Origin of the sequence: Zhenhengia sp. (assembly GCF_046966505.1) — a bacterium.
In the GTDB taxonomy this organism is placed as follows: Bacteria; Bacillota; Clostridia; order Lachnospirales; family Cellulosilyticaceae; genus Zhenhengia; species Zhenhengia yiwuensis.
The window spans coordinates 138726-162518 of record NZ_JBKVCH010000007.1; the positions used below are offsets into that span (position 1 = coordinate 138726).

The window sequence follows — 23793 nt, forward strand, 5'->3', positions numbered from 1 at the left end:
AGAAGGTGGATATATGCTTAAAAATTTAATTACAGATTTAAAGCTTACAGCTATGGATGTAGTAGAAGAAGTTAAAGATATAGCACATGATTTAAAAACAGATTTACCTGATGCCGTTCAAAAAGATTTTAAGGTATCTGATAATCCTAATATAGCTTCTACAGAACTTAATTATATGAATAGCTGGAATGCACCTGCATCTAGAATTACGGCTAATCAAATTGATATGATTATGGATAAAGTCAATTTTATTAGTGAAATGATTCAGACAGGATTATTAGGGTTTGATGCTATTGAACAAGAGTTAAGACTTCTTGCAGGCCAACCTAATCCGCCCCAACCTGCACAACTTATTAGTATTGCAACTCGGATAGATGCAACTCAGCGCCAAACTTTTGCAAGTTTACAAAAGCTTAGGGAGCTTACAAGAGAAGTGGATAGGGCGACTGATAAGTTACAAGGTGGAGGGGGAAATGATTGGAATATTCCGCCTCAAAGAAATGGATGGTAATCTAAGTAAAATAGAGTAAAAAAAGAAACGACCTTATTTAAGTTCAAATAAGGTCGTTTCTTTTATAGTATAGGAAAGTTCTGCGTCCCTATAATCTTTAACCTATTCAATAATGGTCTCTTTAAGTAGAACCTTTTTAGGCTTTGGATTTTTATAGAGTAGGCGGTAGAGGAGTTCACCTGCTTTAACCCCTATATCAAAAGGATTTTGATCAATAATAAGTGGTCTAAAGGAGAGAAGGTGCAAGTAGTCTTCAAACTCATTGTCAAAAAGCATAAGTGCCAAATCTTCAGGAATACGTATACCTTGTTCCTGAAGGAAAGGAACGATCTTAAGACCATATCCTGTACTTGTAGTAATAAGAGCTGTAAGGTCAGGATTAGATTTAAGATAACGATCAAAAGTCTCAGCAAAGTCAGGTGCAGTATGGTCACAAATGAGCTGAAGCTTAGAGTCAAATCCGCCTACATGGTCAATAAGTGCTTTCTGGTAGCCACGGCTGCGCTCAAGGACAGAACTGACAAGGTGGGGATCTTGACTCATAAAGCCGATACGGGTATGCCCCTTTTCTATAAGGTGCTGCGTACCGTGATAAGCAGCGGTAAAGTGATCGCAGGCGACATAGCTTAAGTCAAGCCCTGTTAAATAGCGGTCTACAAGGACAACAGGGAAGTTATTAAGGCTGAGTTTTAGAATTTCCTTATTATACACATTATTATCGGAAGGATAAATAATGAGTCCTTTACAATTATTTTGAGTAGCAGCGCGGATCATTTCCTCTTCCGTTTTTTGATTACCGCCCGTTACCATAATACTTAAATTCAGATTGTGAAGAAGTGCAAAAGCTTGAATACCTTCTTGTATCTTACCAATAAATTTTCCGCCTACACCTGGTACAATAAAACAAATCATAGGATTTTGCTTCTCGGACTTTAAGCGTTCAAATTCACTAGCCTTTGGCGCTATAAAAGTTCCTTTTCCTTGTTTGCGGTAAATAAGACCATCTTTCTCAAGAGATAAAATAGCATTTTTAGCCGTAATACGACTTGCATTAAATTTAAGTGCAAGCTGATTTTCAGACGGTAACTTAAAATCAGGCGTATGCTTATTGTTTTCAATAATCTCTAGCAAATATTTACGCATACTCATATAAAGTGGTTCACCAGGCATAAGAATCCACTCCTTTCTTAAAAAAATCAGCACACACGCGTTAGTAGGTACCCTTCAAGTAATTAAGCATCTCATCCCCATACTTGATACCCACCCCTCTCTATACGACACCCCCTTTACGAGAGCGCTCGTGTGGCAAAAGGATAGGGAGGGATGGTCTGTAAGCTTCCTTCGATTAGAACTTTAGAAAGACTTAGCGAAAAGAGGCTTATGGTTGTTAGCTCTACTGTTTGAGCGAAGCGAGTTTAGAGCGTTCATAAGACTCTTGAGCTTAGTCTTTCTTAGGGCTATGAGACAGAAGCTGAAGGACCATCCCAGACTATCCCATCTGCCACTCCCCAAAGCCCGCTTACTTAATATATCAAGTATACCAACTTTATCATTTTTTTCTCCTAGTAGCATTGATTATAAGTCATTTTTCCTCTAAAATCTAGCTATAGAAAACCTTAATTCACACCTAGGAGGGCGTCATGAAACAAACTAAAAAAGCACACGTTATCTCACATACACACTGGGATAGAGAGTGGTACTTACCATATGAAAAACATCACATGCTTCTTATTGAATTTATGGATACTTTATTAGATACACTTGAAAGAGATCCAGAATATAAGAGTTTCCATTTAGATGGTCAAACAATCATTTTAGAAGACTACCTTCAAGTAAGACCAGAGAAAAAAGAAATCCTTACAAAAATGATCAAAGAAGGCCGTATCCACATCGGACCTTGGTACATTCTTCAAGACGAATGGCTTACAAGTAGTGAAGCGAACGTTCGTAACTTACAAGTAGGTCATGATGATGCAAAAATGTACGGGGATGTATGTAAAGTAGGTTACTTCCCAGACTCATTTGGTAACATGGGGCAAGCTCCTCAAATGTTACAACAAGCAGGTATCGAAACAGCAGTATTCGGTCGTGGTGTTAAACCAACTGGTTTCAACAACGAAGTAAGCGGAGAAGCTTTCGAATCTCCATATTCAGAAATGTACTGGGAAAGTCCAGATGGATCAAAAGTACTTGGTGTACTTTTTGCGAACTGGTACTGTAATGGTATGGAAGTACCAACAGATAAAGAAGAGCTTGTAAAATACTGGGATCAAAAACTTGCTGGTGCAGCGCACTTTGCTTCAACAGATCATATGCTATTCATGAACGGCTGTGACCACCAACCAGTTCAAACAGATTTAAGCGAAGCTTTAAACAATGCTAAGGAATTCTACAAAGATGTTGAGTTCATTCACTCAAACTTCCCAGATTATATTGAAGCTATTAAAGCGGAACTTCCAGATAACTTAGTAACAATCCATGGTGAGCTTAGAAGCCAACAAACAGATGGATTTGGTACACTTGCAAATACTGCATCTGCACGTATTTACTTAAAACAAATGAATGCTAAATGCCAAACATTATTTGAAAAAGTAGCAGAACCAATTGCAGCAATCGCTAGCAAAATGGGTATGGATTATCCACATCACTTATTCACATATGGTTGGAAAGTACTTATGCAAAATCATCCACATGATAGTATCTGTGGTTGTAGCGTGGATGAGGTACATAGAGAAATGGTATCTCGTTTTGAAAAAGCTGAACAAGTTGCACTTCACATTATTGATGAAGCAATGGCTTATATTAAAGCTCAATTAGACACAATGAAATTCAAAAACATTAGTGAAGAAGCTGAACCATTCTTCGTTGTTAACCCAACAGGTTGGGAAAAATCAGGTTTAGTAGAATTCAAACTTGAAGTAGCTAAAAAATACTTTGGACCAGGTTATGTACAAGGTGCAATTGATGATGCAAAAGAGGCTAAAGTACCAACATACAAAATTGTTGATGAGAATGGTAATGAATTAAAAGGTGAAATCGAAGAGTTAGGCTTACACTTTGGTTATGACCTTCCAAAAGATAAATTCAGACAACCATATATGTGTCAAGAACTAAAAGTAACAGTTGAAATTGAAAAACTTGCTGCATTTGATATTAAGAGACTTGCCCTTATTCCAGTTGCTGAAAAAGCAGCAGAAGAAGGCAGCTTAGTAAAAGATGGATGCATTTTAGAAAATGACTTCTTAAGTGCAAAAGTAGAAGACAACGGTTCTATTACCATTACACATAAAGCAACAGGAAAAGTATTCGAAGAACAATGCATCTACGAAGATCATGGTGATCTTGGTAACGAATACGTTTACTTCATGCCACTTGGTGAAAAGCCAATTACATCAAAAGATGCTAAGGCTGAAATTCGCGTGGTGAAAAATCTTCCACATGTAGCTGCTATTGAAACAAAGGTAACAATCAACATTCCAAAATCAGCAAATGAACAGCTTGATAAAGAAATGAGAGAGTTAGTTTGGTTCACTGGAAGAAAAGCTCAAAGAGTTGAAGAAACCATTCCAATGGAAATCACAACAGTTTACACACTTGAAAGACTTTCAAGAGGTGTTAAAGTAAAAACAAGCTTCAACAACCAAGCACTTGACCATAGAGTACGTGCATTATTTACAACAAACATTGATTCACCATTCCACTATGCAGATTCTATCTTTGAAGTTGCAAAACGTGACACAGTTCCAAGCAAAGAATGGAGAAACCCATGTAATGCACAACATCAACAAGCATTCATCAACGTACATGATGAAAATGTTGGTTTAACAGTAGCCAATAAAGGGCTTAACGAATACGAACTTCTTCGTGATGGTATGAGCACAATTGCTTTAACAATCCATAGAGGTACACGTGAACTTGGAGACTGGGGTGTATTCCCAACACCAGAAGCACAATGCTTAGGTCACCAAGAAGTTGAGTTCGAAATCATTCCTCACGGAGCTGGTGATGATGTATACGCTTCATATGTTGAAGCATACCAATTCCAAATTCCATTTGCAGCAATGCAAACAGTAGTTAAAGAAGGCGCTGTTAAAGAGTACGCTCCAATTATCGCTCCAAAAGCTGCTATGAGCACAATGTACTCATCACTTAAAGTAAGCAAAGAAACAGGTGACATCGTAACAAGATGGTATTCTGTAAGTGATCAAGAAGAAAACTTAACACTTGAAGCAGATATGCCAATGTACATGAGTAACCTTCTTGAAGAAAACCACGGTGCAGTAGACCATACTGTAGCAGTAAAACCATACCAAATCATTACACTTGGTTTTGGTAAATAATAAAAAATAAGGAGGGCTGTATAAACAGCCCTTTTTTTATGGGGGAAGAGGAGTAGGAGAAACAGCCCCAATGGAGAAAGAGGAAAGGAAAACATATAAGGCGTACTTTAAGAATATTTAATAAGAGAATGAAATGGTTTCAATTATATAGAAGAATAAATAAAAATAATCAATAAAAACAATAAAGGGGAATAAGAAGTGAGATATACATACAAACATACTTTGCGTGCTTGTTACTTGGGATATATTACACAGGCTATCGTCGTTAATTTAGCACCGTTACTTTTTGTTATTTTCCAGGATCAGTATCATATTTCTTTTGAGATGATTGGTCGATTAATTTTAATTAACTTTGGAACTCAGATTGTAGCAGATATTTTATCTGTTAAATATGTAGACCGTATTGGCTACCGTAAGGCTGCTGTAATAGCTCATATCTTTTGTAGTCTGGGGCTAATGAGTTTAGGCGTATTACCGTTTATTATGCCGACGCCTTATATGGGACTTGTAGTGGCTGTTATGATTTATGCTATTGGAGGCGGAATCATTGAAGTACTCGTAAGCCCTATTGTAGAGTTCTTACCAGGAGATGAGAAGGCTTCAGCTATGAGCCTTTTGCATTCTTTCTACTGCTGGGGGCAAGTAGGCGTTGTACTTCTTACAACACTTTTACTTAAAGTCATTGGCTCTTCTTATTGGTTTGTATTACCGATTTTATGGGCATTCATTCCACTTTACAACATCAGGAATTTCCTTAAAGTACCGATTATAGAGCCACAAGAAGATGCGCCGACTATGAGTATTGGTGAGTTGCTTTCTACACGTGGCTTTGTGATTGCCTTACTTCTTATGCTTTGTGCTGGAGCATCTGAGATTACTATGTCTCAGTGGTCTTCACTTTTTGCAGAGAAAGGCTTACAAGTTCCAAAGGTAGTAGGGGATTTATTAGGACCATGCCTTTTTGCAGTGCTTATGGGAATTGGGCGTAGTATTTATGGGATATGGGGGCATAAAATTAATCTAAATCGTGCCCTTATGGCAAGTGGTATCTTATGTGTCATTTGCTACGCAGTAACTATTTTTGTGCAGAATCCTTTTATTTCTCTTTTGGGGTGTGCGGTGACCGGTTTATCAGTAAGTTTAATGTGGCCTGGAACATTTAGTCTAACTTCAGCGACTTACCCAATGGGCGGGACAGCCATGTTTGGTATGCTTGCCATTTTTGGAGATATAGGAGCAGCAGTAGGTCCTTGGATAGCGGGTGTTGTATCAGATGCAGTAGGCCTAGGCCTTAAAGCAGGACTACTCGTAGCGATTGTTTTCCCGATTATGCTTGTTATAGGTGTGATGTTACTTAAAAAACTAAATATACAAAGTAAAGGTTAATCCTTTATAGAGGAAAAGACTCAAGGGTTATAGAAGTACATAACTTTTGAGTCTTAGTTTATATTAAAAAATAAAAGTATAGAGTATAGAATCAATAATGGTGAAACGTATCACAAATAAAGGCGACCCTTTTTTAGATTTACTGAGTGTAGGAAATAAAAGTAGTTAGTAGTAGCTAGATGTAAAGAAGGTTGCACTAAAGAGCCATAGACCGTACCACACAGCGAAAATATGGATTGATTTAATATAATATTAAATGCAAGTGTAGAGTGTTTACAGGGTATTATGATAAAATAGATGATATATAAGTAGATAAATTAGAATTTGAAAGGAGGTAAAAATGTGAAAAATATCCTACTTCATGGTTTAGGACAAACTTCTTCAAGTTGGAATAATACTGTTGCTAGCATGGAAAATAAATTGGATATTCTTTGTCCTAATTTATTTGATTTACTTCAGGATAAAGAAGTTAGTTATGCTAATTTGTATCAAGCATTTTCTGAATATTGTACGGAGCTTTCAGAGCCATTTAACATATGTGGATTGTCATTAGGTGGTATTCTTGCATTAGAATATGTAATTAAAAATCCTACAAAAGTAAATTCTTTGGTACTCATAGGCACTCAATATACTATGCCTAAAGGCTTGTTGAAATTTCAAAATATCGTTTTTCATCTCATGCCTAACCGAATGTTCACGGAAATAGGTTTGGGAAAGAAAGACTGTATCAATTTGATAAAGTCAATGTTAGATTTAGATTTTCAGCATGAGTTACAAAAAATTACCTGCCCTGTTTTTATTGTTTGTGGAGAAAAAGACATAGCAAATAAAAAGGCTTCACTACAACTGAGCAAACAGATACCAAACACAGAAATTACCTTTATTAAAAATGCAGGACATGAGGTAAATATGGAAGCTCCTAAAGAATTAGGACAGATACTAAATACTTTTTTGGATAGAACAAACTCCAGATTTTAGTATTGGAAAATTGAATATAGAATAGTAGACCTTTAAGAATATAAAACTAAAAATTCTATTTTTGAAAATAGGAGAAGAAAAATCTACTGCATAGGATGATTGTTAAAATTACGATTAACTACATAGCACATTCAGAGGAAGCGTCCAATAAGGATGCTTCTTTTTTTATTTGTGACACAATTTATGGGTGAGGGAGATTGTATTGAAAATCACCATGACCATGTAGGGGGAAATTAATATAAGGTTTAAAATAGATATTTGCTGGCTAGAGAGTATTTATATACTCTTTGACAGACTTGCTAGCAGGCTTGAAATATAGACTGCTATTTTGATGTCTTGACAAGATAGTTTTAATTATATATATTGTACTTATACAATAAGTACAATATATAACATAAGGAGATGCTCTGTGGAAATTATAATCAGTAGTAATACAAGTAAGCCAATCTACGAACAGATAACATCACAAATGAAAGCTATGATTATGAGTGGAGAGTTAAAAACAGGAGACCCAATCCCGTCTATGCGTTCACTTGCTAAAACAATTCATGTTAGTGTAATCACAGTTCAAAAGGCTTATGAGGATTTAACTAGAGATGGTTTTATTGAAACCACCGTTGGACGAGGAAGCTTCGTAGCTGCTCAAAATAAAGATTTTATACAAGAAGAGCAGCAAAAACAAATTGAAGAGCATTTAATGATAGCGGCTGATATTGCTCGCACTAACGGTATTAAATTAGAAAAAATAACAGAACTACTTAAAATATTTTATGAGGAGAATTAATAAATGGAATACAGTTTAAAAGTTGAAAATCTTTGTAAAGCTTATAAAAATACGGATTTCAAATTAGATAATGTGACTTTTAGTATACCTAAAGGTTCTATTATGGGATTTGTGGGAAAAAACGGTGCTGGGAAAAGTACAACAATTAATTCAATCTTAAATATAATAAAAAAGGATAGCGGTGTAGTAAAATTTTTTGGTTGCGATATGACTAATGATACCACTTCTATTCGAGAAGATATTGGTGTCGTATTTGATGCCGCTAATTTTCACGAGGAATTAACGGCGAAAAAGCTAGAAAAGGTTTTAAGAGACATATATATAAATTGGGATAAAGAGTTATTTTTTTCCTATCTCGAAAAATTTAAAATTCCAAGTGATAAAAAGATAAAAACATTTTCTCGTGGTATGACTATGAAATTATCCATTAGTATTGCTCTTTCTCATAAAGCGAGACTTTTAATTTTAGACGAAGCCACAGCTGGACTTGACCCTGTTGTACGAGAAGAAATACTAGATCTATTTCTAGACTTTGTAGAAGATGAGAATAATTCTATTTTAATATCATCGCATATATCCAGTGATCTTGAGAAAATTGCCGACTATATTACGGTTATTGATGATGGTAAAATTATTTTAACAGAAAGCAAGGATACTTTAATTTATGATTATGGTATTGCCCGCATGAAACAAAAAGATTTTGATAAACTTCAAAAATCTGAATATGTTTCTTACAGACAAAGAGGTTTACAAATTGATGTTTTAATCTCGGATAAAATTAGCTTTTCAAAAAAATATCCCAATGTTATTTTAGATGAAACAAGCATTGATGAAATTTTACCACTTATTACAAAAGGAGAACAAACAAAATGAAAGGTTTAATAAGAAATAATTTCTATTCAGTGGGCAGTGCTTTAAAATGGACCATAGCTTTTTGCATGGTTATAAATGTTGCGGTCATAATGGGAGCAGCACGATTTCCGAGCGATGATGTCTTTTTACCAATATTGATACTAGGACAAATAGGAGCGTTTGTAGGTTTAACTGGTACTGCCCTTCAAAAAGATAGCACTTCAAAATGGAGTAAATATGAAAGAACTTTACCTTTAAAAATATGTAATGTTGTAATGGCAAGATACATTTCCTTTCTGATTTTTTCCATTATAGGAATTTTACTGGCCACAATTACCGTATTATTATTTTCACTTATTTCAGCTCAACCATTGAACTTAGAAAGAGTAGGCTATGGATACAGTTTTGGAATTACATTTGCTCTTTTAGTTCCAGCACTTTTGTATCCATTGGTCTTAAAATTTGGAGCAGATAAATCAGAGATCATGCTGATTATTTCTGTTGTAATTACCATAGGTTTATTTGTTGGTGGAAGTGCAATTTTAACACCATACTTGAAGCATTTAAACAATGTAAATATGATTTACAGAATAGCTTGTATTGTTATGAGTGTGGTAATGTTTATTTGTTCTTATTTCATCTCTCTTGCTCTATATAAGCGAAAAGAATTTTAATTTCTTATTATGAGCATAATACGAAGTTAACACCAGAGTATTCCATCAATAAAATAGTTAATCGCTTGAGTGAGATAGTACTTAATATGGTACTATCTTTTATCATTATATTTGAAATAAGGACTTCACGAGAAAAGGGTAGCAGGTGCTAATAGCACGATGAATCGTATCACAAATAAATGAGGTTTTTACTGAATTTGGCCTATTGAATAATTAGTATTTAGTGCTTAAAATTAGGTGAATATATAAATTGAATAGTTAGGAGAAAAGAGATGAAAAGTTTAACACAAGAACTGGTTATTGTATTAAGCTCCAAGCAAAGACTGTAACAACACAGAACATATTTTGTTTGGAGCTATTTTAAAAAAGAGATTTAATAAAAATAGTCTTGTGCAGTTTTGCTTTAATATTTTTTTAATATTAATATTAAATAGGAGCGAAAACTATGAAGTATACAAATGCACAAAATATATTACCTAAGGAAGTTATTAAGGTAATTCAGCAGTATGTTGATGGAATTTATTTATATATACCGAGAAAAAATGAAAACAGGAAAAGTTGGGGAGAAAATAGTGGTTTAAAAAATGAATTAATAGAACGGAATACACAAATTTATAATTCCTTTAATAATGGAAGTTCAGTTAAGGATTTAGCAAATAAATATTATCTTACTCAAAATAATATCAGGAAAATTATCAGGGAATATAAAATGTATTATAAATAAAGTATGAAATTATGTAGGATTATGGTTAGTATGTGGGAAAAAATAATACATAAATATTTTTAGGCTAACTACTTCTTTCAGATACATGATACTATTTAAGGAGTTAAATTACTATTAGGAGTGATTAGAATGAGTAAGATAAATATATTAGAAGTGTCTTTTAATTTTGGTGGAAAAAATGATACTATTTATCCTGTGATTTTACAAGATGAACATGAGATGGTATTAATAGATTGTGGATATCCTAATTTTTTAAAATTGATAGAGGATGTTGCAATAAATAATGAGGTTAATATAAAAAATTTAACTAAAATAATTATAACACATCATGATTTTGATCATATGGGAGGGTTAGCAGAATTTAAGAGACAATATCCTCATATACAGATATTAGCATCTGAAGAGGATGCGCCATATATTAACGGTAGTAAGAAATCCTTAAGATTACAACAAGCTGAAAGCATATATGATTCTTTAGCAGAAGAGGAAAAAGAGCAAGCTAATTATTTTCATAAAACTCTTGAAGCAGTAGAGAGTTGCAATGTAGATGTGACATTAAAAGATAAAGATTATTTAGAGTTTTGTGGAGGAATTGAAATAATAGCTACACCTGGACATATGCCAGGTCATATATCAATTTATCACAAAGAAAGTAAATCATTAATATCTGGAGATGCTTTAGTTGTAGAAAACGGTGAATTAGTTATTGCATTACCACAGTATGCTTTAGACATAGAAGAGGCTAAAAGGTCTATTAAAAAGTTTTTATGCTATGATATTTATAGAATAATATGTTATCATGGTGGAATATATGAAAATGAGATATTAAAAACACTTAAAAATATTTAATATTAAGAGTTGTAAAATAATTGTATGATTTTTATTTTTAGTAAAAACTCATTTCAACACGATACGGTGCACCTTGCCACAAATAAGGGAGTGTTTTGAAAAAGTTAGATAAATGAAAGATTAAGCCTTACAAGAACTTGAGCATTCAAGAGTTGTAAGGCCTTTTGTTTTTTAATCGAGTTATTCAGAGAGTATAATGAGGGACTTTTGAGAAGGTAAATGAGTCCTTACAGCATAGGAAAAAACGTTATGGATATACTGATGAGTAGGAAGGGAGCTAAATAAAATGAAAAAAACATTGAATCTATTTATTATGATAATATTGGTAGGAGCATTACTTAGCCCACATATAGCTTATGCTCAACAAGATATAACGGGTTTTAGCATAATAGGTCCTAAAATTAAAAATTTACAAGGTAAAGATGAATTAATGAAATCTTATAATGACTTAAAAAGGATAAGGAAAAATCTAGGGACTATAAGCATTACTTCTAACTCTACAGGAGAAGAGTTACTTCAAATTAATAAAACTTTAGACTTCTACATCCAAGAGCTTGATAATGTAAATAAAAACTTAAATACGCATAAGGCAAATTACAAAGATTCTTTTGATGATATGTATACTGCTGATATGATTAAACTTATCTTAAACAGTTATTTACTGAGCATTAGAAATCAGCAAGTATTAATGAGAGAAATGGATGAAAATGCTATAAATTCAAAGAACATTATTTACTCAGAGTATGCTATCCCAGTCTATTACTATCTTACATTAGGTGACCAAATGATAGCTTATATAGATTTATATTTTGAAATCTTATAAAGAATAATAGGGAGCAATTTGCTCTCTATTTTTATGAGACTAACGGATTGAGCCAGTTAAATTTACAAATAGAATAAGCTATAGACGAAATGATTGAGATTATCTATTAGGCATAAGTTTTGCTACATAGATCATAAGAGGTTTATGAAACAAGTTAAAAGAATATAGGATTTACTAGAGTGGGAAGATTTACTTACTTTTCTTTTTCATTAAAAATGCGTTTAAATATTGTTTATAAGAATAAAAAGGCAGTTAAATAAATTTTGAAATATTATAAAATTAATATATAATTATTCTATAGATTCATCAAGTATTTGAGGAGGTATAGAATGAAGAAATGGAAAAATGCATTACTGATGACTGTATTATGTCCTATTTTATTAACCGCGTGTACCACCCAAGAGCAAGTAATTAAGGAAAACAAAGAAACAGTAGGAGAAGAGAAGGAGGAGGCTGTTAAAAAAAATACAGCGCCTACTATTGTGACGATGGGACATCATAATGTAAAAGAGGTGGACCCTAGTGCAAAAGATCCCGTTACAGGTGAACCTTATATGGATCCAGATCGATTAAGGGCATCAGAAGAAGCGTTGCAGGTCGTAAGAGATGAATTAAATGTAGAATTGAAATTTATCGAATATGATGGTAATCCAACAGAAGTTTTACTGCAAAGTGTATTAGCAGGAGATCCTGTTTGTGATATTGCTTGGCTATGGAATACGAGTCAAGGTGCTATTTTATCACAAAATATTCTTCAGTCTTTAAATGAATATGAATATTTATTTGAAGAAGATGATGAGTGGATGCTGTGGGATGAGATAATGGACAACCGTTTCTTTCTGAATAAGACGATGGAATTTGTTCCAAGATGGCCTTTGATTTATAACATTAATTATATAGAAGAAGTAGATGCACTTAAAGAAAATGGTAAGACTGTTTATCCGACTGATCTGTTCTTAAAGGGAGAATGGACCTGGAGTGTATTTGAAGACTACTTAGCTAAAATAGATGCTCATTTCCAAAACAAACAAGCACCTATTCGTAAAGAAAAGAGAATAGAAGCTTATCAGACAGATTATAGAGAAGCCGTACTGCATGCTGCACATTCTAATGGTGGGGGGATTTATACAAGTAAGGGTTTAGAAATGGCAAGTGATGAAACAAAAGAGGCCGTAAAATACATAGAGCGTTTAATGGACAAAGGGCTTTTAACATGTGAACGAGCAGATCCTAATCGAAGTGAACCTGCATGGCATTCCCAATGTACAAATTTTGAAAATGGTGAAACAGTATTTACGAACAATGTTAACTGGAAAATTATTAATGCCGCAACTAAGGTAGGAGAGCGTGGTGATTCTATAGGAATTGTACCTTTCCCAAGACCCGATAGTATGGATTTTGATGATCCACGTTATCAACAGCCTAATACAGCGGCAGACTGTGCAGGTATTTTAAAAGGTATATCTAAAGAACAGACTGAACTGGCTATTAAAATCTTTAAACTGTACTTTAGTACATATTATAAAGAATTAAGTGGTGGAGAAAAAGCAACAGATTATTTAAAAATTGAATCCGAAGAAAAAGCTTCTCAATATGGTTTAGATCTTTTCCATGAAGAAGTAGGTGCAGATATGTTAACGACTTTTGAATGGATGGCAGAACACTCCAAAGTAAATGATTTTAGCCAGTTAACAAACATTTATTACGGAAAATATAGTAGTATTTTGGGGGATTCCTTATATGGCTTGAATGGTATGCCAACATATGAGGTTGCAATAGAAGCCAATTTAGGTATTCTAGAAGACTATATTAATGATATTATGAGGATTATTAAGTCTAATGAAATTAGAGATAATATTGCACCTAAGATTAAACTTATTAAAAGGCTAGACTTTGCTAAGGGGACAGACGCTCAAAATATTTCATGGGATGCCTATATAGAGGTTGTAGATAATGCAGATGGACCGATTGATCTGAATCAAGCAATGATTGATTTTAAGGCGATAGACTTTAATCAAGTTGGGGTTCAACAAGGCGGTCTTACAGTAGAAGTTAAAGATTCATCAGACAATACTGCAGTAAATCTATTCGATATCGTTATTTATGATGTAGATCATACAATAGCGCCTACTTTAACAGTTAAAGAAGAGTATAGAACAATTAAAAGAGATGAAGATGTCTCCGAGATTCAATGGGGAGAAGATTTCCTAGAAGAAGCTGTAGATAAAGATGGCATTAATATTAAACATCTTGTTACAGTAGACTTATCTACTTTAGACACGACAACAAAAGGCGTTTACCCTGTAGAACTTACAGTTGTGGATTATGTGGGCAATGAAGAAAAAGTAACCATTGAGGTAGAGGTAGAGTAGAGAAGAGGCACATTTAAAGTGTGCCTCTTTTTATATGCTGTGTTAAAAGTTTTGCACCAATCTTAATAGAGGTTAATTTTTTTGTTTGTTTAAGAGTTATAGTGTGTCAAGTTAAGTGCAACATTTATTGAGTTCTCTTAAAAAGACTTCGTCCCTCTTTGCCATGATGCATAAGGAGTGCAAAGCAAATAAGCGACAATGGCATTGATTTTTTAGGAGGAGAAAAGCAAAAAACTATTATGATCTCTATTCAAATGAATCCAAATGGCAAACACCCACTAATCTTATGAAGCTTATATATATTGATAGCCAACACATTAGTCAAGATGATGCAAGAGAATAGGTAGGATGTCCTAAACGGTTTCCAAACAATAGCTGTTTTCTTTTTAGGACTAAAAGATTATAATAAAAGCTAAATCAACAAGGAAGGACAGTCATCATGAGTGCATACATTAGTTTTAAAGATATTAAGAAAACTTATGAGATGGGAGAAGTCACCATCAAAGCTGTAGATGGTGTAAGCTTTGATATTCATAAGGGAGAATTTGTCATTATAGCAGGGACAAGCGGTGCAGGAAAAAGTACAGTGCTGAATCTTCTAGGAGGAATGGACACCCCTTCGTCTGGAGATTTAATTGTGGATCAGGTCAACATTAGTAACTTTAATAAGAAGCAATTAACTAATTATAGAAAGGATGATATTGGTTTTGTTTTTCAGTTCTATAATTTAGTGCAGAATTTAACTGTAAGAGAAAATGTAGAGTTAGCTACACAGCTTATTAAAAATCCACTTGATATAGAAGAGATTTTAGATGCAGTGGGATTAAAAGATCGTAAAAATAATTTCCCTTCTCAGCTTTCAGGTGGGGAGCAACAAAGGGTAGCTATAGCAAGAGCTATTGCTAAAAATCCTAAGCTGCTTCTTTGTGATGAGCCAACAGGGGCATTAGACTACAATACAGGTAAAGCTGTTTTAAGTTTGCTTCAGAAAATGTGTAGAGAAATGCATATGACAGTTGTGGTCATTACACATAACTTAGCCCTTACACCAATGGGTGATAAAGTGATTTATATGAAAAATGGTCAAGTAGAGAAAATGCTCATCAATCCAGAACCTACACCAGTAGAAAGGATTGAATGGTAATGCGAAAGAAGTCTTTAATGAAAGATGCCTATAGGGAGATTCAAAAATCTTTAGGGCGCTTTTTCTCTATTATGCTTATTGTAGCTTTAGGTGTAGCCTTTTTAGCTGGCATTAAGGTAAGTAGCCCTATGATGAAAGATACAACAGACCAGTATATGGATGAGTACCAAATGATGGATATTAGCGTACTTTCTACATTAGGTATAGAAAAAGCTGATAGGGAGGCCATTAGTAAGCTGAAGCAGGTAGAGCGAATTATGGGCAGCTATAGCTTGAATATGTTAGCACGTATAGAGGGAAGTCAAAAAGTTATTAAGGTACACAGTTTAGGAAGTCTTTCACAAGAAGATGAAAAGCTCATTAATAAGCCGAAATTAGTGGAGGGGAGATGGCCGAGTAGGCCTAATGAATGCTTAATTGATGGAACGAAGCTGACGAGATTACCTATTCAGATAGGTGATACCATTACCTTAACGACTGGAACAGATGAAGAAGTAAGGGATGTATTAAACAATGAGACATACACAGTAGTGGGTGTTATGAACTCCCCTTACTATATGCATTTTGAAAGAGGTACTGCTGAAATTGGTAACGGCAGTGTAGCAAGCTATATCTATATTCCGGAAGAAAACTTTAAAAGTGATCTATACACAGAACTTTTTATTACGCTAAAAGGGGCTCAAGAGCTGGATGCTTATAGCCAAGCGTATACCCATTTAGTCGATAATTTTAAAGCGCAGTTAGAACCGATTATGGAAGAGAGGGCTTTAGTGCGTTATGAAAAGCTGCTAGCAGAAGCTAAGCTAGAACTTGAAGAAGGTGAGGCAAAGCTTTTAGAAGAAAAAGAAAAAGCCAATAGGGAGTTAGCGGATGTAGCCTTAGAACTTGAAAAAGCGGAAAAGGAAATTGCAAAAAGGCAGCAAGAACTAGTAGATGGTGAAGCAAAAGCTAACCAAGGGTTTAAACAGGCAGAAGCAGCACTTAAAGATGCAGAAGAAGAGCTTGAGGCCAATCAAAAAGAGTATGAACAAGGACTTACCCTTTTCAATGCTGAAAAGGAAAATATAAAAAAACAATTAGATGAAGCGAAAATACAGCTTACTGAAGGTAAAGCTCAGTTACAAACTTTAAAGGATAAGCTTCAAAGTATAGAAGAACAGCTTGCTTTTACAGAAGGTATGGGTCAGGAAAGTTTACTTGCGCAAAAGCAAGTTTTAGAGGAACAGATTGCAAGTCTTACACAGGTCTTACAAGTTAATGAAGAAGCTTATAAGAAAGGTTTAGCGGAGTTTAAAGCGCAAGAAGAAACACTTCTAGAGTCAGGCATTCTTTTAGAGGAAGGTAAGCGTAAGCTAGCTGAGCAAAAAATAAAACTTAAGCAGGAAAAAGAAGTAACTTACAAGACTTTAGCAGAGGGTAAGCAACAATTAGAAGAAGGAACGCTTAGCCTTGAGCAAGGTAAAGAAAAATATCTAACGTCTAAAGAAGAAGCCAAGAAGCAGTTTAAAGAAGCTGAAGCAGAAATTGCAAAAGGAAAAGAGCAATTAGAGAATTTAAAAGAGCCAAAAGTTTATGTATTAGGTAGAGAAGCCAATTATGGTTTTGCCAATTATAAAAGTGCCACAGAGACCATTGAGCGTATTGGAGAGGTCTTCCCTATCTTTTTCTTTGTTGTAGCAGCACTTGTATGTTTAACCACTATGACACGTATGGTAGATGAACAGCGTATCACTATGGGGACTTATAAAGCTTTAGGGTATAGTACCTTTTCGATTATGAGTAAATATATTTTATATGCAGGAATGGCAAGTGTATTAGGGAGTTTATTAGGGATTGCGATTGGTTTTAAAGTCTTCCCTAATACCATTTATAACGCCTATGGCATGATGTTTACGGTGCCACCTATCCTTAATAAATTTTATCCAAGCGAAGCTTTATCGGCTATTTTGGCTATGGTATGCCTAACTGTTTTTGCGGTAGTTTTCACCACAATTAAAGAACTTAAGGAGCAGCCGTCAGAGCTTATGAGACCCAAAGCGCCACCAGCAGGTAAGCGTATTTTTTTAGAACGTATACCTTTTATCTGGAAGCATATGAACTTCTTCCAGAAGGTTGTAGCACGTAATATTTTTAGATACAAGAAGAAATTCTTCATGACTACCATTGGTATTGCAGGGTGTACAGCTTTACTGGTTGCAGGCTTAGGATTAAAAGAGTCCATTATAAGTATTGTAGATAGACAATACGGTGACCTGTTTAAGTATAACTTAGAAGTCACAGTGAAAGAAGAGGGCATAGAAAAGCTACAGCGTAGCGCTTATATAGAAAATTTCATGGAAGTAAGTCATGAAAATATTAAACTTTTATATGGTGAAGAAGATAGAACTGCGACTTTACGTGTTATTCATGATATAGAGAAGTTCCCTGAGTTTATTAAGCTTCAAGAAAGAGTATCTCAAAATCCACTTAATTTAGATCAAGATGGAGTTATTCTTTCTGAGAAATTAGCTAAAGCTTTAAATGTACAGGTAGGTGATACTGTTCAACTTGAAAATAGTCATCTAGAAATTTATGACGTGAAAGTTGCAGGCATTGCGGAAAATTATATAGGCCACTATGTGTATATGTCAGGGGCTTATGCTCAAGCAGCTATACGCCAAACTCCGGGGGTAAATCAGCTCTTGATTCAGCTTACGGATGCAGGTATGGACCAAGAGGAGGTCATTTCAAATGAGCTCACACAAAATGAGGACATTACTTCTTTTGCTTTTACAACGAAACATGCAGGGAGTTTTGAAAGTATGACAGCCAGCTTAGATACTGTAGTTATTATTCTTATCGTATCTGCAGCTCTATTAGCTTTTGTTGTCCTTTATAATTTAACAACCATTAATATTAGTGAACGCTACAGAGAAATTGCAACGATTAAGGTATTAGGTTTTAATGACTTTAAAGTCTCTGGGTATATTTATAGAGAAAATATTATGCTTACCTTAATAGGTTCTTTATTTGGACTTTTATTAGGGAAGGCGCTGTTCTTATTTATTATTGTAACGGCAGAGATGGATGAAATGATGTTTGGTAGAGAAATCTATTGGCCAAGCTATCTAACAGCAGTTCTTTTAACCTTTATTTTTGCTATGTTAGTCAATGTTATGATGCATTTTAAATTGCAAAAGATTGAAATGGTAGAGTCACTAAAGTCGGTAGAATAAATCAGCAGCAGCTTAAGAGAGTGATGTGGGAATCTTTGAAAGGGATGGACAAATGTCGAAATATGTATTATTATACACTCATATAATTTTTAAATAAATGCATCGTATAAAGTTGAAAATAAGGTTCAACAGTTTCTACCAAATCACCTTAAATGATTTGACTACGATATGAATTTTTATTTTACATATCTAGAGGCTTATTATACGGTCATGAAAACAACGTGGAGAGTGGATAATGACTAGTATTAAAAACACTTCAATAGACAATATCTATCAGTTAGATGGTAGAGTGCCTATTGGAAAAGCAATTCCTTTCGGATTACAACATGTTTTAGCAATGTTTGTTGCAAATATTACACCTATTATTATTGTGGCAGGAGCATCAGGACTTTCTGGTGAGCAAACAGCTACTCTTATCCAATGTGCTATGCTCATTGCAGGAATAGGTACAATGATTCAACTTTATCCCGTTTGGCGAATTGGTGCTAAAATGCCTATTGTCATGGGGATTAGTTTCACCTTTGTGTCTATCTTGTGTGTGATTGGAAGTCAATATGGTTACAATGCTGTCATTGGAGCTGTTTTAGTAGGCGGGATGGTAGAAGGTATACTTGGTTTATTTGCTAAGTATTGGAGAAAAATCATTACACCTATTGTAGCAGCCAGCGTCGTAACGGCTATCGGGTTTTCTTTATTAAATGTAGGTGCTCACTCCTTTGGAGGAGGGAATGGCAGTGCAGATTTTGGATCTAGTACTAATTTAATAATTGGAACAATTACCTTAGTAACTTGTCTGGTATTTAATATTTTAGCTAAAAAGCATTATAAAAACTTATCTGTTTTAGTAGGCTTAATTGTTGGCTATATTGTAGCCATCTGCTTCGGAAAAGTAGATTTTGGTAACTTAGCTGGGTATAGCATGTTTGCAGTACCTCAATTTTTACCTTTCAAGCCAGAGTTTAATCTTAACGCTATTGTTTCAGTGGTACTTATTTTCTTAGTATCAGCAACAGAAACAATTGGTGATACATCGGCTTTAGCTGTATCAGGGCTAGGAAGAGAGGCAAAAGAAGAAGAAATATCAGGCTCTATTGCTTGCGATGGCTTTGTAAGTTTTATTTCAGCTCTATTCGGATGCATGCCTATCACTTCCTTTAGCCAAAATGTAGGCTTAGTAGCTATGACAAAAGTAATCAACCGTTATACGCTTTTAATGGGTGCCATTGTTATGGTATTAGCTGGATTATGTCCTTTGTTTGGGGCATTATTAGCTACATTACCAGAGCCTGTATTAGGTGGCTGTACACTTATTATGTTTGGTTCTATCGTTGTAAGTGGATTACAAATGATCGGAAACTGTGGATATAACCAAAGAAATATGCTTATTGTAGCACTTTCTTTAAGTATTGGTATTGGTTTTACTCAAGTGCCAGATATTTTTGTTATCTTCCCAGATGTTATGAGGAATGTATTAGCAGATAACAGCGTGGCTGTTGTATTTCTTGTGGCTGTGATTTTAAACTTAGTTCTACCAAAGCATATGGAAAACCATGAATAAACTTAAAGACATAATGGAACATTAACGATTCACCATACAGTCAGGCTTGATGAGTTTGCTGTATGGTGATTTTCTGTTTTAATAAGGAATAAAAGCAGTTGGAATAGAAGAGGCTATTTCTTAAAGACAATAAGAAGTAGAGGATGAAGGGCTTATGGAAGGGATGTTAAAAAAAGGCAAGATGGCTGAGTCATTAAGTATTGCTATGTTACTTGCTCTTGTAGGAGGTTATTTAGACATTTATTCGTACTTAGCAAGAGGAAAGGTATTTGCTAATACACAGACAGGCAATTTAGTTTTATTAGGCTATAATATGGCACAGGGCAATCTAGAGAAAATGATTTACTACCTTCTTCCTATTTCCTTTTTTGCATTTGGCGTTTGGTTAGCTAAAATTATAGAGTATAAGGTTGGAGAAGGAAAACATTTTGATTGGTTACATGTACTCTTAGGCATTGAAATAGGCATGTTGTTTATGGTCATGTTTATTCCAGAAGGGAAGCTTAATGTAGTCGCTAATATTATGGTATCTTTCATTTGCGGATTGCAAGTTCAGGGCTTTCGTAAAGTAAATGGAAATGCTTACTCTACGGTTATGTTTACAGGGAATTTGAAGAATGTAGCAGAATGTTTTGCACATTACTCCCTTACAAAAGAACGTGAAGCCTTAGAAAATGGCAAGGTTTATTTAGGGGTCATTCTTATGTTTGTTATAGGTGGCTGGTTGGGAGCATTAACAACTGGCAAATATGCAGAAAAAGCAGTGGGCCTTATTAATAGTGTGCTCGTTATTGTTTTTGTTTTATTATACTTAGAAAAAAGAGATTTAATTAAAAAATAGACATGATGGGATCATCATGTCTATTTTCATTTTATATTTTTAGCAAAATAGGAACAGTCCGTATTAAAAATAAAAGTTATAATAAAATTACCATATGGATAAGGATAGGTGATAGATTGAATTATAGTAAGGATATGGAAAGATGTATTGCGTTTATAGAAGCCCATATTAAGGAAAAGATCACAGCTTTGGATGTTGCTCAGGAGTTAGGGTATTCTAGGTACCATTTTTGCAGAGTTTTTAGTTCATGCAAAGGTATGTCTGTAACAGAATACATTCGTCATAGAAGGTTATCATTAGGTGCTGTAGAGATGCTTAAGGGGAGGAAGATTATAGATATTGCTTTAGACTATGGATTTGAGACGCATAATGGTTTTACAAAAGCCTTTCGTAAGGCCTTTCATTATAGCCCAACACAATATATGGCAAGGATGGCTGGCTATAAAGAAGCAAAAAATACATTTGAAATTGGAGGATATATGATGAAACCTATGATTATTAAAAAAGATGCTTTTAAAGTTGCAGGCTATGGTATTCAAACCAATATTGAAGGGACCAATTATACAAGAGATATTGCATCCTTTTGGAGTTACTATGAAGGAGAAAACTTAGAAAGTAAAATGTATGAAATCCTTAATCCACCTAAACATGGGGAGGTGGGCCTATGTGTGCCTTCTTCAGAGAAGGGGAATGTAACCTATCTTTTAGGCGTTATTGTAGAGGACTTTTCTAAGATAACAGAAGATATGCTTACAGTAGAAGTTCCAGAGGCGCAGTATGCTGTTTTTACAACTCCTCCTGTAGATACAAGTCAAGATGAAGAGCAGAAAGAGTTTGCTGAGATGATTAAAGCAACGTGGAAATATATTTTTGAGGAGTGGTTTAAGGAGAGTGGATACAGTTATGACGAAAGTAAATTAGACTTTGAGTTTTATGATGAGCGTTGTCACGGTAGGGTAGATACAGTTATGGAGATTTATGTTCCTATAAAAAAATTATAATTAAGCCAAGAAAAAATACTTTAAGGGAGAGAAGCAAATGCGTATAAAAAGTCATAAAGCTATATTCTGGGATTTACAAGGAACTTTAGGAGGGGATGCAACTGGAGATATCAAGGATTTTCAATTCTATCCCTTTACATATGAAGCGCTAAAACTTGCTTCAAAAAAGGGATATCTAAATATAATTCTAACCAATCAAAGTAGGATTGGTGCTGGAAAACTTACATTAAAGGATTATGAAGAAAAAGTTGATGCGCTAAAAAGAGAATTAACTCAAAATAAAGTAGAAGTAAAAGAGATTTTGTGCTGTCCACATACCAAACAGGACCATTGTAGTTGTAAAAAGCCAAAGACGGGTTTAATGGATTTATGTGTGAATAAGTATGCTATAGATATCTCCAAGAGTTATGTTATAGGGGATATGGGTAAAAATGAAGTGGTAATGGCACATCATGCAGGAGCTAAAAGTATTTTAGTATTAACAGGGGCAGGTGTAGGAAGTCTAAATGAATTTAGAGAGACATGGAAAGATTATGAAGCGGATTATATAGCAGATAATGTATTAGAGGCTGTAAAAAGTATAGAATAGGATGAAATAGAAGTAAATGTTCTTATAGTTCAACAGTAGCCGTGTAGACAGTACAGTTTGAAGATGAAAAGTGTCTTAGCATGGAAAAGATGGTACACCACCTATAGAGTATTTGGAGTTAGAAGAGAACAGGGATTTAGGAGAAGATAAGAACTTAGAACAATAGGGAATATTGGATTCGCCGAGGAATAGCAGTAGAGGAAAGTAAAAGACTTATGAGTTTCTGGATAACAGGAACTTATAAGTCTTTTTTATAGAAAGTATAATTTAAGCGTTATAGCTTTTTAAAAATGAATAAAAAAGTTCTACTACAGTAGATAAATAGCTATTTGGATTTCTTAAGATACAGATGCTTGATTCTAAAGTACTTTCCTTAATGACTTTTTGGGTGATGGAAGTATCTGAAAGAAGAGAAAGGGCGGATTCAGGAATAATGCCTATACCAAGACCGGCATTCACCATACTGGCCGTAGTTCTAGCATCATCATTCATACAAAAAACATTAGGGGTTAGAGCCTTTTCATGGCAAATGTTTTTAACGATCTGTTCCCAGCGACGATAGAGAATAAGAGGTTTGTTGCAAATATCTCCTAAAGTAACAGTAGCAGTATGGATATCCTTAAAATAGTCATGGGCTCCTACTGCAAATACTTTTTCTTTTCCTAGAATGGTACACTCTAGATCTTCAGCAGAAAAAGGTGTACGGACAATAGCAAGCTCTATAAGATTATTTCTAAGGCGCTCTAGCTGTTCATAGGTATTGCCTTCAAAGAGATTAAAACTGATTTCAGGATAAAGCTTATGAAAGGCACTAAGCCATTCACTGATTAAAGTACTGCTTATAGAAGAAATAATGCCTACACGTAAAGTTCCCATTTTACCTTGTGTATAATCTTCTAATTCTTTTTGAACGCCATCTATAAGTTCTAAAATAGAGATGGCACGTGCATAAAAAATATGACCCGCTTGAGTGAGTTCTATTTTCCGCGAGCCTCGCTCAAAAAGAATAACACCGAGTTCTGTTTCTAATTCTTTAATTTTGGTACTTAAAGGAGGTTGAGAAATATGAAGCTTGAGAGCAGCTTTAGAAATGTTCCCTTCTTGAACGGTGGTGACAAAGTAAGTGAGTTGTTTAAAATCCATAGTATCCTC

At 34.5% G+C, this 23793-nt stretch carries 19 protein-coding genes and 1 riboswitch; of the genes, 17 read left to right on the forward strand and 2 right to left on the reverse strand.

Going from position 1 to position 23793, the window contains the following annotated elements:
- The first annotated feature begins 13 nt into the window (after positions 1-13).
- A complete protein-coding gene (locus ACLTBU_RS09680) occupies positions 14-511 on the forward strand; it encodes a hypothetical protein (RefSeq protein ID WP_249333960.1) in 498 nt (165 codons plus the stop codon).
- A 102-nt stretch (positions 512-613) separates the two neighbouring features.
- Here ACLTBU_RS09680 and ACLTBU_RS09685 read toward each other — a convergent pair whose 3' ends face one another.
- Positions 614-1681, reverse strand: coding sequence for a GntR family transcriptional regulator (locus tag ACLTBU_RS09685; protein WP_177669138.1), 1068 nt, complete (start codon positions 1679-1681; stop codon positions 614-616).
- A 470-nt stretch (positions 1682-2151) separates the two neighbouring features.
- Here ACLTBU_RS09685 and ACLTBU_RS09690 point away from each other — a divergent pair, with 470 nt between their 5' ends.
- The 16 genes from ACLTBU_RS09690 (at position 2152) to ACLTBU_RS09765 (ending at position 22641) form a co-directional block, all read left to right on the forward strand.
- Positions 2152-4851 carry an alpha-mannosidase gene (locus ACLTBU_RS09690; protein WP_412181839.1) on the forward strand — a complete coding sequence of 900 codons (2700 nt, stop codon included), beginning with the start codon at positions 2152-2154 and terminating at the stop codon, positions 4849-4851.
- Between the two features lie 198 nt (positions 4852-5049).
- Entirely contained in the window at positions 5050-6237 is a 1188-nt protein-coding gene (locus ACLTBU_RS09695) for an MFS transporter (protein ID WP_412218706.1), read from the forward strand.
- A gap of 342 nt (positions 6238-6579) precedes the next feature.
- On the forward strand, positions 6580-7215 hold the full coding sequence (locus ACLTBU_RS09700) for an alpha/beta fold hydrolase (protein WP_412218707.1): 636 nt from the start codon (positions 6580-6582) through the stop codon (positions 7213-7215).
- 409 nt (positions 7216-7624) lie between these two features.
- On the forward strand, positions 7625-7999 hold the full coding sequence (locus ACLTBU_RS09705) for a GntR family transcriptional regulator (protein WP_412181836.1): 375 nt from the start codon (positions 7625-7627) through the stop codon (positions 7997-7999).
- Positions 8000-8002: 3 nt separating this feature from the next.
- Positions 8003-8872, forward strand: coding sequence for an ABC transporter ATP-binding protein (locus tag ACLTBU_RS09710; protein WP_412218708.1), 870 nt, complete (start codon positions 8003-8005; stop codon positions 8870-8872).
- Entirely contained in the window at positions 8869-9525 is a 657-nt protein-coding gene (locus tag ACLTBU_RS09715; protein ID WP_412218709.1) for an ABC-2 transporter permease, read from the forward strand. Before ACLTBU_RS09710 ends, ACLTBU_RS09715 begins: the two co-directional genes overlap by 4 nt.
- A gap of 445 nt (positions 9526-9970) precedes the next feature.
- Positions 9971-10249: a CD3324 family protein gene (locus ACLTBU_RS09720; RefSeq protein ID WP_412218710.1), complete on the forward strand. Its 279-nt coding sequence runs from the start codon at positions 9971-9973 to the stop codon at positions 10247-10249.
- A gap of 129 nt (positions 10250-10378) precedes the next feature.
- Positions 10379-11098: an MBL fold metallo-hydrolase gene (locus ACLTBU_RS09725; protein WP_412218711.1), complete on the forward strand. Its 720-nt coding sequence runs from the start codon at positions 10379-10381 to the stop codon at positions 11096-11098.
- A gap of 286 nt (positions 11099-11384) precedes the next feature.
- Positions 11385-11921, forward strand: a complete 537-nt coding sequence (locus ACLTBU_RS09730) for a hypothetical protein (protein WP_337528070.1) — start codon at positions 11385-11387, stop codon at positions 11919-11921.
- A 329-nt stretch (positions 11922-12250) separates the two neighbouring features.
- A complete protein-coding gene (locus ACLTBU_RS09735; RefSeq protein WP_412218713.1) occupies positions 12251-14293 on the forward strand; it encodes an extracellular solute-binding protein in 2043 nt (680 codons plus the stop codon).
- Positions 14294-14732: 439 nt separating this feature from the next.
- Positions 14733-15437, forward strand: a complete 705-nt coding sequence (locus ACLTBU_RS09740) for an ABC transporter ATP-binding protein (protein WP_249331208.1) — start codon at positions 14733-14735, stop codon at positions 15435-15437.
- Positions 15437-18652: an FtsX-like permease family protein gene (locus ACLTBU_RS09745; RefSeq protein ID WP_412218715.1), complete on the forward strand. Its 3216-nt coding sequence runs from the start codon at positions 15437-15439 to the stop codon at positions 18650-18652. Before ACLTBU_RS09740 ends, ACLTBU_RS09745 begins: the two co-directional genes overlap by 1 nt.
- An 82-nt stretch (positions 18653-18734) precedes the next feature.
- Positions 18735-18836: riboswitch (purine riboswitch) on the forward strand.
- Between the two features lie 51 nt (positions 18837-18887).
- Complete coding sequence (locus ACLTBU_RS09750) at positions 18888-20210, forward strand: uracil-xanthine permease family protein (RefSeq protein ID WP_249331210.1); 1323 nt, start codon at positions 18888-18890, stop codon at positions 20208-20210.
- A 154-nt stretch (positions 20211-20364) separates the two neighbouring features.
- Positions 20365-21051: a YoaK family protein gene (locus ACLTBU_RS09755; protein WP_412218716.1), complete on the forward strand. Its 687-nt coding sequence runs from the start codon at positions 20365-20367 to the stop codon at positions 21049-21051.
- 116 nt (positions 21052-21167) lie between these two features.
- Entirely contained in the window at positions 21168-22052 is an 885-nt protein-coding gene (locus ACLTBU_RS09760; RefSeq protein ID WP_249331212.1) for an AraC family transcriptional regulator, read from the forward strand.
- Between the two features lie 37 nt (positions 22053-22089).
- Entirely contained in the window at positions 22090-22641 is a 552-nt protein-coding gene (locus ACLTBU_RS09765; protein ID WP_249331213.1) for a D-glycero-alpha-D-manno-heptose-1,7-bisphosphate 7-phosphatase, read from the forward strand.
- A 267-nt stretch (positions 22642-22908) separates the two neighbouring features.
- On the opposite strand, the gene ACLTBU_RS09770 is transcribed toward ACLTBU_RS09765, so the two are convergent.
- On the reverse strand, positions 22909-23784 hold the full coding sequence (locus ACLTBU_RS09770; RefSeq protein ID WP_177669157.1) for a LysR substrate-binding domain-containing protein: 876 nt from the start codon (positions 23782-23784) through the stop codon (positions 22909-22911).
- Between the last annotated feature and the right edge of the window lie 9 nt (positions 23785-23793).

What these genes read in the sequence shown, in the direction of transcription:
- ACLTBU_RS09680 (WP_249333960.1), top strand. Translation starts at nt 14, where the DNA reads ATGCTTAAAAATTTAATTACAGATTTAAAGCTTACAGCTATGGATGTA.
- ACLTBU_RS09685 (WP_177669138.1), bottom strand. Translation starts at nt 1,681, where the DNA reads ATGCCTGGTGAACCACTTTATATGAGTATGCGTAAATATTTGCTAGAG.
- ACLTBU_RS09690 (WP_412181839.1), top strand. Translation starts at nt 2,152, where the DNA reads ATGAAACAAACTAAAAAAGCACACGTTATCTCACATACACACTGGGAT.
- ACLTBU_RS09710 (WP_412218708.1), top strand. Translation starts at nt 8,003, where the DNA reads ATGGAATACAGTTTAAAAGTTGAAAATCTTTGTAAAGCTTATAAAAAT.
- ACLTBU_RS09715 (WP_412218709.1), top strand. Translation starts at nt 8,869, where the DNA reads ATGAAAGGTTTAATAAGAAATAATTTCTATTCAGTGGGCAGTGCTTTA.
- ACLTBU_RS09720 (WP_412218710.1), top strand. Translation starts at nt 9,971, where the DNA reads ATGAAGTATACAAATGCACAAAATATATTACCTAAGGAAGTTATTAAG.
- ACLTBU_RS09725 (WP_412218711.1), top strand. Translation starts at nt 10,379, where the DNA reads ATGAGTAAGATAAATATATTAGAAGTGTCTTTTAATTTTGGTGGAAAA.
- ACLTBU_RS09730 (WP_337528070.1), top strand. Translation starts at nt 11,385, where the DNA reads ATGAAAAAAACATTGAATCTATTTATTATGATAATATTGGTAGGAGCA.
- ACLTBU_RS09735 (WP_412218713.1), top strand. Translation starts at nt 12,251, where the DNA reads ATGAAGAAATGGAAAAATGCATTACTGATGACTGTATTATGTCCTATT.
- ACLTBU_RS09740 (WP_249331208.1), top strand. Translation starts at nt 14,733, where the DNA reads ATGAGTGCATACATTAGTTTTAAAGATATTAAGAAAACTTATGAGATG.
- ACLTBU_RS09745 (WP_412218715.1), top strand. Translation starts at nt 15,437, where the DNA reads ATGCGAAAGAAGTCTTTAATGAAAGATGCCTATAGGGAGATTCAAAAA.
- ACLTBU_RS09750 (WP_249331210.1), top strand. Translation starts at nt 18,888, where the DNA reads ATGACTAGTATTAAAAACACTTCAATAGACAATATCTATCAGTTAGAT.
- ACLTBU_RS09755 (WP_412218716.1), top strand. Translation starts at nt 20,365, where the DNA reads ATGGAAGGGATGTTAAAAAAAGGCAAGATGGCTGAGTCATTAAGTATT.
- ACLTBU_RS09765 (WP_249331213.1), top strand. Translation starts at nt 22,090, where the DNA reads ATGCGTATAAAAAGTCATAAAGCTATATTCTGGGATTTACAAGGAACT.
- ACLTBU_RS09770 (WP_177669157.1), bottom strand. Translation starts at nt 23,784, where the DNA reads ATGGATTTTAAACAACTCACTTACTTTGTCACCACCGTTCAAGAAGGG.